This is a genomic window from Pseudomonas cavernae (genome assembly GCF_003595175.1).
GTDB lineage: Bacteria > Pseudomonadota > Gammaproteobacteria > Pseudomonadales > Pseudomonadaceae > Aquipseudomonas > Aquipseudomonas cavernae.
Genome location: NZ_CP032419.1, coordinates 345,573 through 360,520 on the forward strand (window position 1 = coordinate 345,573; position 14,948 = coordinate 360,520).

The 14,948-nt window shown below is 66.0% G+C and carries 12 protein-coding genes and 1 riboswitch; of the genes, 5 read left to right on the forward strand and 7 right to left on the reverse strand.

Annotated features, from left to right (window positions below; genetic code table 11):
* Positions 1 to 5 precede the first annotated feature (5 nt).
* On the forward strand, positions 6 to 584 hold the full coding sequence (locus D3880_RS01595; protein ID WP_119891791.1) for a YceI family protein: 579 nt from the start codon (positions 6 to 8) through the stop codon (positions 582 to 584).
* Between the two features lie 105 nt (positions 585 to 689).
* Here the strand turns inward: D3880_RS01595 and D3880_RS01600 are convergent, their stop codons facing one another.
* The 3 genes from D3880_RS01600 to ahcY form a co-directional block, all read right to left on the reverse strand.
* On the reverse strand, positions 690 to 2,525 hold the full coding sequence (locus tag D3880_RS01600) for an RNA helicase RhlE2 (protein ID WP_177412151.1): 1,836 nt from the start codon (positions 2,523 to 2,525) through the stop codon (positions 690 to 692).
* Positions 2,526 to 2,882: 357 nt separating this feature from the next.
* The gene (metF, locus tag D3880_RS01605; protein ID WP_119891792.1) at positions 2,883 to 3,728 is read right to left on the reverse strand and encodes a methylenetetrahydrofolate reductase [NAD(P)H]; all 846 of its coding nucleotides are present in this window, start codon (positions 3,726 to 3,728) and stop codon (positions 2,883 to 2,885) included.
* Positions 3,729 to 3,846: 118 nt separating this feature from the next.
* Positions 3,847 to 5,256 (reverse strand): adenosylhomocysteinase, encoded by a 1,410-nt coding sequence (gene ahcY / locus D3880_RS01610; protein ID WP_119891793.1) that lies wholly within the window; start codon positions 5,254 to 5,256, stop codon positions 3,847 to 3,849.
* A gap of 24 nt (positions 5,257 to 5,280) precedes the next feature.
* A riboswitch (S-adenosyl-L-homocysteine riboswitch) is annotated at positions 5,281 to 5,372 on the reverse strand.
* Between the two features lie 183 nt (positions 5,373 to 5,555).
* Here ahcY and D3880_RS01615 point away from each other — a divergent pair.
* Complete coding sequence (locus tag D3880_RS01615) at positions 5,556 to 5,945, forward strand: acyl-CoA thioesterase (protein ID WP_119891794.1); 390 nt, start codon at positions 5,556 to 5,558, stop codon at positions 5,943 to 5,945.
* 59 nt (positions 5,946 to 6,004) lie between these two features.
* Here the strand turns inward: D3880_RS01615 and D3880_RS01620 are convergent, their stop codons facing one another.
* Positions 6,005 to 6,400, reverse strand: a complete 396-nt coding sequence (locus D3880_RS01620; RefSeq protein ID WP_119891795.1) for a DUF1090 domain-containing protein — start codon at positions 6,398 to 6,400, stop codon at positions 6,005 to 6,007.
* A 164-nt stretch (positions 6,401 to 6,564) separates the two neighbouring features.
* On the opposite strand from D3880_RS01620, the gene D3880_RS01625 reads away from it, so the two are divergent.
* Positions 6,565 to 7,014 carry a c-type cytochrome gene (locus D3880_RS01625; protein ID WP_119891796.1) on the forward strand — a complete coding sequence of 150 codons (450 nt, stop codon included), beginning with the start codon at positions 6,565 to 6,567 and terminating at the stop codon, positions 7,012 to 7,014.
* A 361-nt stretch (positions 7,015 to 7,375) separates the two neighbouring features.
* On the opposite strand, the gene ligB is transcribed toward D3880_RS01625, so the two are convergent.
* The 3 genes from ligB to D3880_RS01640 all read right to left on the reverse strand — a co-directional run bounded on the left by ligB (position 7,376) and on the right by D3880_RS01640 (position 11,573).
* On the reverse strand, positions 7,376 to 9,031 hold the full coding sequence (ligB, locus tag D3880_RS01630) for an NAD-dependent DNA ligase LigB (RefSeq protein ID WP_119891797.1): 1,656 nt from the start codon (positions 9,029 to 9,031) through the stop codon (positions 7,376 to 7,378).
* A gap of 332 nt (positions 9,032 to 9,363) precedes the next feature.
* Positions 9,364 to 10,554 (reverse strand): methionine adenosyltransferase, encoded by a 1,191-nt coding sequence (metK, locus tag D3880_RS01635; RefSeq protein WP_119891798.1) that lies wholly within the window; start codon positions 10,552 to 10,554, stop codon positions 9,364 to 9,366.
* A gap of 17 nt (positions 10,555 to 10,571) precedes the next feature.
* Positions 10,572 to 11,573 carry an ArsR/SmtB family transcription factor gene (locus D3880_RS01640; RefSeq protein WP_119891799.1) on the reverse strand — a complete coding sequence of 334 codons (1,002 nt, stop codon included), beginning with the start codon at positions 11,571 to 11,573 and terminating at the stop codon, positions 10,572 to 10,574.
* 199 nt (positions 11,574 to 11,772) lie between these two features.
* Between D3880_RS01640 and tkt the strand changes: the two genes are divergently transcribed.
* Positions 11,773 to 13,773 (forward strand): transketolase, encoded by a 2,001-nt coding sequence (tkt, locus tag D3880_RS01645; RefSeq protein WP_119891800.1) that lies wholly within the window; start codon positions 11,773 to 11,775, stop codon positions 13,771 to 13,773.
* A 111-nt stretch (positions 13,774 to 13,884) separates the two neighbouring features.
* Positions 13,885 to 14,934, forward strand: coding sequence for an erythrose-4-phosphate dehydrogenase (epd, locus tag D3880_RS01650; protein ID WP_119891801.1), 1,050 nt, complete (start codon positions 13,885 to 13,887; stop codon positions 14,932 to 14,934).
* Positions 14,935 to 14,948 lie beyond the last annotated feature (14 nt).

Below are 14,948 nucleotides of genomic sequence, written 5' to 3' on the forward strand. Positions count from 1 at the left end.
TGCTTATGTTGAAGCAAACCCTCGCCGCGCTGGCCCTCGGTAGCGCTCTGTTGAGCGCCGGCCAGGCCATGGCCGCCGATTACGCCATCGACAAGGAAGGCCAGCACGCCTTCGTCACCTTCAAGATCAATCACCTGGGCTACAGCTTCATCTATGGCAGCTTCAAGGACTTCGACGGCGCTTTCAGCTTCGATGCCAAGAACCCCGACGCCAGCAAGGTCAAGGTGAGCATCAACACCGCCAGCGTTGACACCAACCACGCCGAGCGCGACAAGCACCTGCGCAGCGGCGACTTCCTGAATGTCGGCAAGTACCCGACCGCGACCTTCGCATCCACTTCGGTCAAGTCCACCGGTAGCGGCACCGCCGATATCACCGGCAACCTGACCCTCAATGGCGTGACCAAGCCGGTGGTGATCGCCGCCAAGTTCAACGGCGAGGGCAAGGACCCGTGGGGTGGCTACCGCGCCGGCTTCGAGGGCAGCACCACGCTGAAACTGAAGGACTTCCAGATCCAGAAGGACCTCGGCCCGACCTCCCAGGAAGTGCAGATGATCATTTCGTTCGAAGGCGTACGCCAGTAAGCGTCGCTAGCGCCTGCCAGAACGCCGGCCCAGAGCCGGCGTTTTGCTGTCGGACAGGCAGAAAAAAGCCGGCGGGTCCGCCGGCTTTTTTCATTGCTACAGGGCTTAGCGGTTGCGCGTCAGCAGGGCCGGCTTCTCGCCGCGCGGGCGATTGCTCTGCTCGAGTTGCTCCAACTGCTCGGGCGTCGGCAGGCGCTCGCCCTTGCGGATGATCAGCGGCTGCTTACCGCTGCTACGCGGGTCCTGAACCGCTGGCTCATGGCGCTCGCTGCGCAGCGAGTCGTCACGACGACCGCCGCCAGTGCCGCGGCCCTGACCGCTACGGCCCTGGCTCTGGCCCTGTGGGCGTTGGCCGGACTTGCCCGGTTTGTTGCCGCCCTGGGCGCCGCCCGGCCGCTGGCCCTGGCTCTGGTTACGCCCTTGCGCGGCCTGGCCCTGCCCTTGACCCTGGCCACCGCGGCGCGGATTGCGGCCCTGGGGTTTGGGCTGCACCGGTACGTAGTCGGCGCGGTTGCCAAAGTTGTCGATTTCGTCGTCGAGGAACTCCTCCGGGTCGCGATCCGGCGGCAGCGCCGGCGCGGCGGCTGGCTGCGCGCGCTGCGGCTGCTTGGCCTGCGTCTGAGGCTGGGCCTGGGCCTGGCCGGTGGGCTTCTGCCGACCCTTGTCCTTGCCCTTGTCCTTGCGTCCGCCCTGATGCTCGCCGGCGTTGCCGCGGGCCTTCTTCTGCTGCTCGCCGCGCGGTTGGCGCGGTTCGCGTGGCGGACGGGCCTCGGGTTTTTCCACCTCGACGGTGCTGGCGTCGAAGCCGAGCAGGTCGCCGTCGGCGATCTTCTGCTTGGTCATCCGCTCGATGCCTTTGAGCAGCTTCTCTTCGTCCGGCGCCACCAGCGAGATCGCCTCGCCGCTGCGCCCGGCACGGCCGGTGCGGCCGATGCGGTGTACGTAGTCTTCCTCGACGTTCGGCAGCTCGAAGTTGACCACATGCGGCAGCTGGTCGATATCCAGGCCGCGGGCGGCGATATCGGTGGCCACCAGGATGCGCACCTGGTTGGCCTTGAAGTCAGCCAGCGCCTTGGTGCGCGCGTTCTGGCTCTTGTTGCCGTGGATCGCCATCGCCGGCAGGCCGTGCTTGTCGAGGTACTCGGCCAGGCGGTTGGCACCGTGCTTGGTGCGGGTGAACACCAGTACCTGCTCCCAGGCACCCTGGGTGACCAGGTGCGCGAGCAGCGCGCGCTTGTGGCTGGATGGCAGACGGTAGACGCGTTGCTCGATGCGCTCGACCGTGGTGTTCGGCGGCGTGACTTCGATGCGCTCGGGGTTGTGCAGCAGCTTGCTGGCCAACTCGGTGATATCGCGGGAGAAGGTCGCCGAGAACAGCAGGTTCTGGCGCTGCGCCGGCAGGCGGGCGAGGACTTTCTTCACGTCGTGGATGAAGCCCATGTCGAGCATGCGGTCGGCTTCGTCGAGGACCAGGATTTCGACATGGGCGAGGTCGACCTTGCCTTGGCCGGCGAGGTCGAGCAGGCGGCCCGGGCAGGCGACGAGGATGTCGACGCCCTTGGCCAGGGCCTGGGCCTGCGGGTTCATGCCGACGCCACCGAAGACGCAGGTGCTGACCAGCGGCAGATCACGGGCGTAGACCTTGAAGCTGTCATGCACCTGGGCGGCCAGCTCGCGGGTCGGGGTCAGCACCAGCACGCGCGGCTGGCGCGGGCCGTGGCGGTGCGGCTTGTCCGGGTGACCGGCGGGGAACAGACGTTCGAGGATCGGCAGCGCGAAGCCGCCGGTTTTACCCGTACCCGTCTGGGCGGCGACCATCAGGTCGCGACCTTGCAACACGGCGGGAATGGCCCGCTGTTGCACCGGCGTGGGTTGGGTGTAGCCGGCTGCGTGCACGGCACCGACCAAAGCCTCGGAGAGACCGAGGGAGGCAAAGGACATGAGTAATCCTGTCTAGTTAGGGCGTGGCCCGGGGATCTTGGCCAGACTTGAAACACGCTTGGGGCGTGGTCCCGTCCGGTCCTGCTGGGCCTCTGCGGGCCGAGTGTCCGGGCGAAAGCCTGGCGGGGAAGCCGGAGTATAACAAAACCTGGCGGTTGTGCGTTTTTTCACCGGCCGACGGTAAATCTCAGCAGGAAGAAGCAGTTGTCTTGTCTTCAGAATCTGTTCAGGAGTGAGCGAGCTAAGGTCAGGCAAGGCGAAAATGGCCGAGGGAGCGGAGTTTACAATTGTAAATGAGCATCCCGAGGCCATTTTCAACGCCGTATGACCGACGCGCAGCCGCTCCTGAGCAGATTCTCAGCGCGGCAGCTTGAGGTTGTTCCAGATTGCCAGGCTGGGTTCGGCCTGGTTTAGGGTATAGAAGTGCAGCCCCGGCGCACCGCCCTGCAACAGGCGTTCGCACATCTCGCTGATCACCTGCTCGCCGTAGGCCTGAATGCTGGCGATGTCGTCGCCATAGGCCTCCAGCTGCTTGCGGATCCAGCGCGGGATTTCCGCGCCGCAGGCGTCGGAGAAGCGCGCCAGCTTGCTGTAGTTGGTGATCGGCATGATCCCCGGCACCACCGGCATGTCCACGCCGAGCTTCTGCACCCGATCGACGAAGTAGAAGTAGCTGTCGGCGTTGAAGAAGTACTGGGTGATCGCGCTGTCGGCGCCGGCCTTGGCCTTACGCACGAAGTTGCTCAAGTCGTCCTCGAAGCTGCGCGCCTGCGGATGCATCTCCGGATAGGCGGCGATCTCGATGTGGAAATGCTCGCCGGTTTCGGCGCGGATGAACTCGACCAGCTCGTTGGCGTAGCGCAGCTCGCCGCTGGCCATGCCCATGCCCGACGGCAAGTCGCCGCGCAGGGCGACGATGCGCTGGATCCCGGCTTCGCGATATTGGTTCAGCAGGTCGCGCAGGTCGTCCTTGCTGTCACCGACGCAGGACAGGTGCGGCGCGGTCGCCACGCCGACGTCGCCGTTCAGCTGCAACACGGTGTGCAGGGTACGGTCGCGGGTCGAGCCGCCGGCACCATAGGTGCAGGAGAAAAAATCGGGGTTGTAGGCAGCCAGCTGGCGCGCGGTGGCCAGCAGTTTTTCGTGCCCGGCTTCGGTCTTGGCGGGGAAGAACTCGAAGCTGTAGCGGCGTTCTTGGCTCATAGCTTGATTCCGTAGGGTGGGTTAGCCGAAGGCGTAACCCACCGTTTGAGTGGTGGCGCGGGTGGGTTACGCCGCTGCGCGGCTAACCCACCCGACGGGCTTACGGTTCGGCGCTTCCTTAGTAGCGGTAGGCGTCCGGCTTGAATGGGCCGGCCACGGTGACGCCGATGTACTCGGCCTGCTTGCCGGTCAGCTGGGTGACCACGCCACCGAAGCCCTTGACCATCTCCAGCGCCACTTCTTCGTCGAGTTTCTTCGGCAGCACTTCCACGGACAGTTTGGCGGCCTTGGCGGCAGCCGGCAGGTCGGCGAACTTAGCACCGTACAGGTGGATCTGCGCCAGTACCTGGTTGGCGAACGAGCCGTCCATGATTCGGCTCGGGTGGCCGGTGGCGTTGCCCAGGTTCACCAGACGGCCTTCGGCGAGCAGGATCAGGTAGTCGTCGTTGTGCGGATCGAAGCCGTCCTTGCCGGTGCGATGGATCTTGTGCACCTGCGGCTTGACCTCTTCCCAGGCCCAGGTCTTGCGCATGAAGGCGGTATCAATTTCATTGTCGAAGTGACCGATGTTGCACACCACGGCGCGCTTCTTCAGTGCCTTGAGCATGCCGGCGTCGCAGACGTTGACGTTACCGGTGGTGGTGACGATCAGGTCGATCTTGCCGAGCAGGGCGGCGTCGACGCTGGCTTCGCTGCCGTCGTTGAGGCCGTTGTTGTACGGCGAGACGACTTCGAAGCCGTCCATGCACGCCTGCATGGCGCAGATCGGGTCGACTTCGGAAACCTTGACGATCATGCCTTCCTGGCGCAGGGACTGGGCCGAGCCCTTGCCCACGTCGCCGTAGCCGATCACCAGCGCCTGCTTGCCGGACAGCAGGTGGTCGGTGCCGCGCTTGATGGCGTCGTTCAGGCTGTGGCGGCAGCCGTATTTGTTGTCGTTCTTGCTCTTGGTCACCGAGTCGTTGACGTTGACCGCCGGGACTTTCAGGGTGCCGGCCTTGAGCATGTCGAGCAGGCGGTGCACGCCGGTGGTGGTTTCTTCGGTGATGCCGTGGATCTTGTCGAGCATCGCCGGGTATTTCTTGTGCAGGATCTCGGTCAGGTCGCCGCCGTCGTCGAGCACCATGTTGGCATCCCACGGCTGGCCGTCCTTGAGGATGGTCTGCTCGATGCACCACTCGTACTCTTGCTCGGTCTCGCCTTTCCAGGCGAATACCGGGATACCGGCGGCGGCGATGGCGGCGGCGGCCTGGTCCTGAGTCGAGAAGATGTTGCAGGACGACCAGCGCACTTCGGCGCCGAGGGCGATCAGGGTTTCGATCAGCACGCCGGTCTGGATGGTCATGTGGATGCAGCCGAGGATCTTCGCGCCGCGCAAAGGCTGTTCGCCGGCATATTTACGGCGCAGGCCCATCAGGGCGGGCATTTCCGACTCGGCGATGATCAGCTCGCGGCGGCCCCAGGCGGCCAGGGAAATGTCGGCGACCTTGTAGTCGGTGAAACCGCCAGGCGTCAGTACAGCGCTCATGAAATGAGTTCTCCATTCGTTGTCTGCGAATGGGCGCCGTTGATGCGTTTGGTTAACGCCCCATCCGAGCCTGACAAGCCGGATCATCACGGCCTGCTGCAGCGCCCCTCGGATGGGTGGCGGGCGCGACCGGAGCGGAGCCGGTCGCGTGAAGCCTGGCGATTATAGCGAGGCCGGGCGCCTTGCCCAAGGCTTTCCGTCGCGTGCCGGGCTGTCTATCGGGGCGATTGATAAGCCTGCGGCGACAGCAGCGCCACGGCTCTGCGATCATCCCGGCGTCCTAGACCAATGGAGCGCGTATGAACTTCCACACTCGCAAGTGGGTCAAGCCCGAAGACCTCAACCCCAACGGCAGCTTATTTGGCGGCAGTCTGCTGAAGTGGATCGACGAGGAGGCGGCGATCTACGCCATCGTCCAGCTCGGCAACCAGAAGGTGGTGACCAAGTTCATCTCCGAGATCAACTTCGTCAGCTCGGCACGCCAGGGCGACATCATCGAGCTGGGCATTACCGCCAGCGAGTTCGGCCGCACCTCGATCACCCTGACCTGCGAAGTGCGCAACAAGATCACCCGCAAGAGCATCCTCACCATCGACCGCATGGTGTTCGTCAACCTCGGCGTGGATGGTCTGCCGGCGCCGCATGGCAAGACCGAGATCACCTATATCAAGGACCAGTTCAAAGAATAGGCCGCGCACTGGCCCGGGTGCCGGTCGTCCGGGCGAGCCGGGCTTCCGGTACCCGCGGCTCAGCGTTGCAGGTCCTGCTCCGTCGCGCGCAGTTCGGCACGGGCCTCGGCCAGCTTGGCCTGGCGCCTGGCGATCTTCTCCGGGTCGCCCTTGGCCTTGGCTTCGCTGAGGTCGGCCTCGCGTTGGCTGACTTCCGCCCGGTACTTGGCCACCTTGGCCTCGCGGTCTCTTTGCAGGCCGGCATCGCTGCAGTGGGCCGTCACTTCGGCCAGTGCCTTTTCCAGACCCGCCTGTTGGGCGCTGTTGCCAGCGGATCTGGCGACTTCGATGCGCTGCTCCAGGGCCTGGCGCTTGGCTGCGCAACCGCCAGGAGCGTCGTCGGCGGCCAGGGCCGGATTGGCCGGCACGATGCCGGCGAGAAGGGTGGCAAGGGGCAAGGTAAACAGTCTGTTCATCGGTTTTTTCCTCCAGTCTCGATGGCCCTATTGTGTCTGGAAGCGCGAGTTGGCGCGCCGCGGATCGCCCTTTCATTGATCTGCGGCAAACTGTCACCAGGCTTGGTATTTGCCGGACAGGTGGGGATACTGTCGCCCGCCGTTTTGCCGTCGACGTTCCGAGGTTGCCCGTGAAGAGCCGTATTGCCGTCCTGCTGACCTGCCTGCTGCTGAGTGCCTGCGGGAAGATCGACCCGAATTCGCCGCTCGGCCAGCGCAAGGCGATCTTCAAGCAGATGCTTAATACCAGCGAGGATCTCGGCGGCATGCTGCGCGGGCGCATTCCCTTCGACGGCCAGCGCTTCGCCACCGGCGCGGCGCAGCTGGATCAACTGGCGCGCCAGCCCTGGCAGCACTTCCCGCAGATCAAGGACGACGAGCGCAGCACCGCCAAGGATGAGGTTTGGCAGCGCCAGGAGCGCTTCCAGCAGCTGGCGCGCCAGTTGGAGGCGGCGACCGCCACGCTGGTCGCCGCCACCACCCAGCAGCCGCTGGCGCCGGCCGCGGTGGAGGCACCGGTGCAGAAGGTGGAAGACAGCTGCGAAGCCTGCCACCAGGAATTCCGCGCCTTCTGATTTGGAGTCGGCGGACCGGCAAGTTTGCCTCTTGCCGAGCCACCCCTAGTGCCTGTTCAAAGTCTCGCGATTCGAAAGTCGGCGCTGGCCGTCGGTGGAAAATGCTTCGCAGTTTTCCACCCTACGCGGACTGGCAGGCTGGGTAGGGTGGATAACGCTTTGCTTATCCACCATCACGCCGATAGCCAATGCTCACGGGCGAGACCTTGAGCAGTTTCTTAGAGCCTGTCTCGGATCTGCTGCGCGTCGGCCAAACGGTGTTAAAAACGGCTTCGGAATGCTCATTTACAACTCGTAAACTCCGCTTCCTCAGCCGTTTTTGCCTTGTTTGACTCTAGCTCGCGAGATCCGAAACAGGCTCTTAGAAACCGGGCACTGCTGCCGCCTGCAATTGCTTGCGTAGAGCGAGCACCTCGGGATGCTGGAAGAATGCCCGCAACTGTTGCGCTCGTGCCGGGCCGACGCCCGACGCGCTCCGCCATTGTTCGGCCGTGTGCTGGGCCAGAGCGTCCCAGTTGGCGGGTAGCGCCGACGCATCGATGGGCGGCATGCCGAGGGCGCGCAGCCAGGTGGTGAAGGAGCGCTGGCGGGCCTGGGCAAAGCTCTGGGTCAGCGCCGCGGCACTCCGCACGCCGAGGCCGGGAGTTTCGCGCAGTTGCGCTTCAGATAGATTCAGCCAGTCGAGCAAGCCATCCAGGCGTTGCGCCTGCAGCAATTTTTCCCAGGTGCCCGGGCCGACCCCAGGTAGCGCCAGACCCTGCTTGCCGCTGAGCCAGGCGAGGCGGGCACGGAACTGGCCGGTGCAGCCCGGCGTCGGCTGCCAGCAGCTCAAGGCATGATAATCCGCGGCGGTCGGTGCTTGCAACTGCGGGCGTTCGGCGGCGCGCCAGACCACGCTGTCCAGCCGCGGAATGGTCAGCCCGGCGAGGGCGATGGCGACCTGGTCGCCGGGGCGGATGTCCAGCGCTTGCCAGCGGCGCAGTGAGCCGAGGCTGACCCGGCGGACGTTGCGGTCGTCGAGGCGCACCGGCACCAGATTCAGCACCGGAGTGATGCGCCCGCTGCGGCCGATGTTGAACTGCACGCTGCGCACCTGCGCGAGGGTCTGGGCGAGCGGGTGTTTCCACGCCACGGCCCAGGCCGGTGGCGCGGCCTGCCAGCGTGCAGCTGCCGGTCGCTGGCTCTGGCGCAGCACCACGCCATCACTGGCGAAGGGCAGGGCGCTGCGATACCAATGCTCGCGCCAACGCTGCGCCTCCTCGACGCTGTGCAGCGGCTGACTGAAGCGCGCCGTATCGGCAAAGCCTAGGGCGCTCAGGCCGGCGAGGCGGGCACTCATGCTCGCCGGGCCATTCGGCCAATCCCAGACGAACAGGCCGATCTGCGTGGCCTCGCTCGGGCTCAGGTGCTGACGGGCGAGCAGCCCGGCGACCTGGCCGCGCGCGCCGCGGCTGCCGGCTTTGGCTTGCACGTGGTCGGGCAGAAGCCAGTACAGCTCGCCTTGCAGGATCAGCGGGTCCGTCGCGCTCAGCCGTTGCGGGATGGCGGCGATCTGCCGGGCCTGGGCCGTCCAGTCCTGGCCGTGGCGGCCGTCGCCGCGGCTGATCGCCTGGCGGACCAGGGTGACCGCCGCGCCATCGACCTTGGGCTGAATCCATAGGTCGCTGCGCGGCGCCATCCAGGCTTGCACGGCGGCGGTATCGGCGAGTTTGCCCAGCCCGGTCTGCGCCACCGGATGGCGTACCGGCCCTCCGGCGCTGGGTAGTGCCGGCGATGCCGTCGGAGCGGCGGCAGGAAAGCAGCGGTTCCATGCTTCCAGGCGGGCGCGGGCCTGGTCATACAGCTCGTCGGCGACCAGCGACTGGCCGAGACGATGGTAGGCATCGTCCCACGCGGCGATTTGCGCGCTGAGGACGGTCAGCTCCTGAGTCGCGCGGGCGGCTGGCCAGGCGGGGCAGGTGTCGGCGTGGCTAACCAGTGGACATAGGGCGAGGCATAACGCGATCCGGCGTTTCATCGGGAGCAATCCTTGCTCGGCGGGGAGGAGGCCGAAGTCTAGCGGCGTGACTGTTGCAGTTGCCGTGCGCGAGCGCTCAGTTAGCCGCGGAGCGGGCCAACGACTGCACGGATGCAGGAGGCAGGGCGAGACAGCTGTAGGGTGGAAAATCGCGAAGCGTTTTCCACCGCTGGCGCATCGGTGGATGTGAAAAACGACATCCACCCTACAACTTGGGGGAGGCTAATCGTTGACCTGACCGCTCCCCCTCTCCCTAACCCTCTCCCCAGCGGGGCGAGGAGATAAAGCAAAAAGCCCCGCACTGGGCGGGGCTTCTTGTTTTCACTGGGGCCTTACAGACCGGCCGCGCTGCGCAGCGCCTCGGCCTTGTCGGTTTTTTCCCAGGTGAAGGTGGTGAAGGTGTCGTTGCCGACGCTCAGCTCGTACGGGGTGCGGCCGAAGTGGCCGTAGGCCGCGGTCGGCTGGTACATCGGGTGGAGCAGGTCGAGCATCTTGGTGATCGCATACGGACGCAAGTCGAAGTGCTCGCGCACCAGCTGGATGATCTTGCTGTCGGCGATCTTGCCGGTGCCGAAGGTGTTCAGCGAGATCGAGGTCGGCTGGGCCACGCCGATGGCGTAGGAGACCTGGATTTCGCAGCGCTCGGCGAGGCCGGCGGCGACGATGTTCTTCGCCACGTAGCGGCCGGCGTAGGCGGCCGAGCGGTCGACCTTGGACGGGTCCTTGCCGGAGAACGCGCCGCCGCCGTGCCGGGCCATGCCGCCGTAGGAGTCGACGATGATCTTGCGCCCGGTCAGGCCGCAGTCGCCCACCGGGCCGCCGATGATGAACTGGCCGGTCGGGTTGATGTGGAACTGGGTGTCCTTGTGCAGCAGTTCGGCCGGCAGCACGTGCTTGACGATCAGCTCCATCACGCCTTCGCGCAGGTCGGCGTACTTCACATCCGGATTGTGCTGGGTGGACAGCACCACGGCGTCGATACCGACCACCTTGCCGTTCTCGTAGCGGCAGGTGACCTGCGACTTGGCGTCCGGGCGCAGCCACGGCAGCAGGCCGGACTTGCGCGCCTCGGCCTGGCGCTCGACCAGGCGGTGGGAGAAGCAGATCGGCGCCGGCATCAGCACGTCGGTCTCGCTGCTGGCGTAGCCGAACATCAGGCCCTGGTCGCCGGCGCCCTGGTCTTCCGGCTTGGCGCGGTCGACGCCCTGATTGATGTCCGGGGACTGCTTGCCGATGATGTTGATGATGCCGCAGGTGGCGCCGTCGAAGCCGACGTCGGAGCTGGTGTAGCCGATGTCGCAGATGACCTTGCGCACCAGCTCTTCGAGGTCGATCCAGGCGCTGGTGGTGACTTCGCCGGCGACGATGGCCACGCCGGTCTTCACCAGGGTTTCGCAGGCCACGCGGGCTTGCTTGTCTTCGGCGATGATGGCGTCGAGCACCGCATCGGAGATCTGGTCGGCGATCTTGTCCGGATGGCCTTCGGACACGGACTCGGAAGTAAACAGGGAGTAGTCGCTCATCAATCGGTTCCTAATTTTTACCGGTGGGTGAGGTTGCTTCGGGAATCCGGTTTGGCGAAGTGCCGCACCTGAATTTGAAAGCCGTTCTTCAAGCCAATATAGAGGCTCTCGCCGGGCGCAAGCCCCGCGGCGGCGGCCCAGCGGGCCAGGTCGTCCTGTTCGAAGCCCAGCCAGAGATCGCCGCAGGCCTCCCTGGCCCAGCTCTGGTTGTGGCTGCACAGCTCGGTGATCAGCAGGCTGCCGCCGCTTTTCACCAGGCCGGCCAGTTGCTGCAGGGCCTCGGCCGGGGTGGCGAAATGGTGCAGGACCATGTTCAGCACCACGCAGTCGGCGGCCTGTTGCGCATCGTTGAGGGCATCGGCGAGGCGCAGCTCGACATTGCCCAGACCTTCCTGTGCGCAGCGCAGGCGCGCCAGTTCGAGCATCGCCGGGCTGTTGTCCAGGGCGATGACCCGCCTGAAGCGGCGTGCCAGCTCGGGGAGGAAACCGCCGTCGCCGGGGCCGACTTCCAGCGCCGTGGCGGCGGCCGGGAAGCTCAGGGCATCGAGCAGGGCCAGCACGCTGTCGCGGTATTGCGCCAGGCCGGCGATCAGATCCTGCTGGGCGCGGAATTTTTCCACCGTCCTGGCGAAGAAATCCTCGCTGGCCGCGGCGCGCTGGCCGTGCACCGCGGCGATGCGTGCCTGCACCTCGGCCGGCAGGTTCAGCTCATCGACCTCCTCCAGCAGCGCGGCATGCAGGCGGCCACCGAACAGCTCGCCCTGCGGCAGGGCGCGGCGATAGAAGATCGCGTTGCCTTCGCGGCGCGTCGCCACCAGCCCGGCCTGGGCCAGGACCTTGAGGTGGTGGCTCATGCCCGACTGGCCGGTGGCGAAGATCTGCGCCAGTTCCAGCACGCCGAAGGAATCGTTGCTCAGCGCACGCAGCACATTGAGGCGCAGCGGATCGCCACCGGCCTTGCACAGGGCGGCCAGCTCGTCGCAGGCGTCGTGGCGGATCAGGGGCGCGCGCAGGTTCATAGGTGGCGCAGTCTAGTCGGCTATTTTTTATCCAGCAATAGCAATATCAAAAAGTTTTGATATTGGCTGCGAGGCTTGCGCGATGGCGGCGGAGCGGGCCGGTGTTTTGCAGCTTTCGTCGTTCCGTGATTGCCCCGGGCAGCTTGGCTGGGCGAAAATAGCCCCCTTTTTTCTGTTCAGCAGTCCCAGGAGATCAGCGATGCCCAGCCGTCGTGAGCGTGCCAACGCCATTCGTGCCCTCAGCATGGATGCCGTGCAAAAAGCCAACAGCGGTCACCCTGGCGCCCCCATGGGCATGGCCGACATCGCCGAAGTCCTCTGGCGTGACTACCTGCAGCACAACCCGAACAACCCGCAATGGCCCAACCGCGACCGCTTCGTGCTGTCCAACGGCCACGGCTCGATGCTCAACTACTCGCTGCTGCACCTGACCGGCTACGACGTCACCATCGACGACCTCAAGCAGTTCCGCCAGCTCGGCTCGCGCACCCCGGGCCACCCGGAATACGGCTACACCGCCGGCATCGAGACCACCACCGGGCCGCTCGGCCAGGGTCTGGCCAACGCCGTCGGCTTCGCCATCGCCGAGAAGGTGCTGGCCGCCCAGTTCAACCGCGCCGGACACCATATCGTCGACCACAACACCTATGTGTTCCTCGGCGATGGCTGCATGATGGAAGGCATTTCCCATGAAGTCTGCGCGCTGGCCGGCACCCTCGGCCTCGGCAAGCTGATCGCCTTCTACGACGACAACGGCATCTCCATCGACGGCGAAGTGCACGGCTGGTTCACCGACGACACGCCGAAGCGCTTCGAGGCCTACGGCTGGCAGGTGATCCGCAACGTCGACGGGCATGACGCCGACGAGCTGAAGATCGCCATCGACACCGCGCGCAAGAGCGCCGATCAGCCGACCCTGATCTGCTGCAAGACGGTGATCGGCTTCGGCTCACCGAACAAGCAGGGCAAGGAAGAGTGCCACGGCGCGCCGTTGGGGGCCGATGAGATCGCCCTGACCCGCGCCGCGCTGGGCTGGAGCCACGGCCCGTTCGAGGTGCCGGCGGACATCTATGCCGAGTGGGACGCCAAGCAAGCCGGCGTCGCCCGTGAGAGCGAGTGGAACCAGCGCTTCGCCGCCTACCAGGCCGCGCACCCCGAGCTGGCCGCCGAGTTCCAGCGCCGCAGCAAGGGTGAGCTGCCGGCCGATTTCGCCGCCAAGGCCGACGCCTATATCGCCGAAGTCGCCGCCAAGGGCGAAACCATCGCCAGCCGCAAGGCCAGCCAGAACGCGCTGAACGCCTTCGGCCCGCTGCTGCCGGAATTCCTCGGCGGCTCGGCCGACCTGGCCGGCTCCAACCTGACCCTGTGGAAGGGCTGCAAGGGCGTCAGCGCCGACGACGCCAGCGGCAACTACCTGTACTACGGCGTGCGCGAGTTCGGCATGAGCGCGATCATGAACGGCCTCGCCCTGCATGGCGGCTTCGTGCCCTACGGCGCGACCTTCCTGGTGTTCATGGAGTACGCCTGCAACGCCGTGCGCCTGGCCGCGCTGATGAAGAAGCGCGTGCTGTTCGTCTACACCCACGACTCCATCGGCCTCGGCGAAGACGGCCCGACCCACCAGCCGGTCGAGCAGCTGGCCAGCCTGCGCTGCACGCCGAACCTGGACACCTGGCGGCCGTGCGACGCGGTGGAATCGGCGGTGGCCTGGAAGTGCGCGATCGAGCGCAATGACGGCCCCTCGGCGCTGATCTTCTCGCGCCAGAACCTGCCGCATCAGGCCCGCGACAACGCTCAACTGGCCAACATCGCCCGCGGCGGTTACGTGCTGCGCGACTGCGCCGGCGAACCGGAGCTGATCCTGATCGCCACCGGTTCGGAAGTCGGTCTGGCCACTCAGGCCTACGACCAGCTCAGCGAGCAGGGCCGCAAGGTGCGCGTGGTGTCGATGCCGTCGACCAACGTGTTCGATGCCCAGGACGCCGGCTACAAGCAGGCCGTGCTGCCGCTGCAAGTCGGTGCGCGCATCGCCATCGAGGCCGCACATACCGACTTCTGGTACAAGTACGTCGGCCTCGAGGGCCGGGTGATCGGCATGACCAGCTTCGGCGAGTCGGCCCCGGCGCCGGCGCTGTTCGAGCACTTCGGCTTCACCGTCGAGAACATCCTGTCGACTGCCGAAGAGCTGCTCGACGCCTGATTCTGGTCGTTTGCGTAGGATGGGTTGAGCGCAGCGATACCCATCGAGCCTGCACGTGATGGGTATCGCAGGCTCAACCCATCCTACGGTCGCTCCCCATCGAGACCACTCATGCCCAACCGCCCCTATAGAGTCGCCCTCAACGGTTACGGCCGCATCGGTCGCTGTGTGCTGCGCGCGCTGTACGAGCGTGGTGCGCGGGCCGGCATCGAGGTGGTTGCACTCAACGACCTGGCCGACCTCGCCAGCCTCGAATACCTGACCCGCTTCGACTCCACCCACGGCCGCTTTCCCGGTGAGGTGCGAGTCGCCGGCGACGGTCTGCATATCAATGGCGACTGCGTGCAGGTGCTGCGCTGCGCCACGCCCGAGGAGATCGACTGGGCCGGGCTGGGCGTCGACCTGGTGCTGGAATGCTCCGGTGCCTATCACACCCGCGCCGACGGCCAGCGCTTCCTCGCCGCCGGTGCGCCGCGGGTGCTGTTCTCGCAACCGATGGCCAGCGAGGCGGACATCGACGCCACGGTGGTCTACGGGGTCAATCAGCAGTGCCTCAGCGGCCGCGAGCTGCTGGTGTCGAACGCCTCCTGTACCACCAACTGCGGGGTGCCGCTGCTCAAGCTGCTCAACGAGGCGATCGGCCTGGAGTACGTGTCGATCACCACCATCCACTCGGCGATGAACGACCAGCCGGTGATCGACGCCTATCACCACGAGGACCTGCGCCGCACGCGTTCGGCCTTCCAGTCGGTGATTCCGGTGTCCACCGGCCTCGCCCGCGGCATCGAACGCCTGTTGCCGGAACTTGTCGGACGGATTCAGGCCAAAGCGGTGCGGGTGCCGACGGTCAACGTCTCGTGCCTGGACATCACCCTGCAGACCGCCCGTGACACCAGCGCCGCGGAGGTCAACCAGGTGCTGCGCGAAGCTGCCGCCAGCGGCCCGCTCGCCGGCCTGCTGGCTTACACCGAGCTGCCGCATGCCAGTTGCGATTTCAACCACGACCCGCATTCGGCCATCGTCGATGGCAGCCAGACCCGCGTTTCCGGCCCCCGGCTGGTGAACTTGCTGGCCTGGTTCGACAACGAATGGGGCTTCGCCAACCGCATGCTCGACGTCGCCGACCACTATCTGCGCGTCTGTGCCCAACCCACTGTTTAACCAGCCCCCGTGAA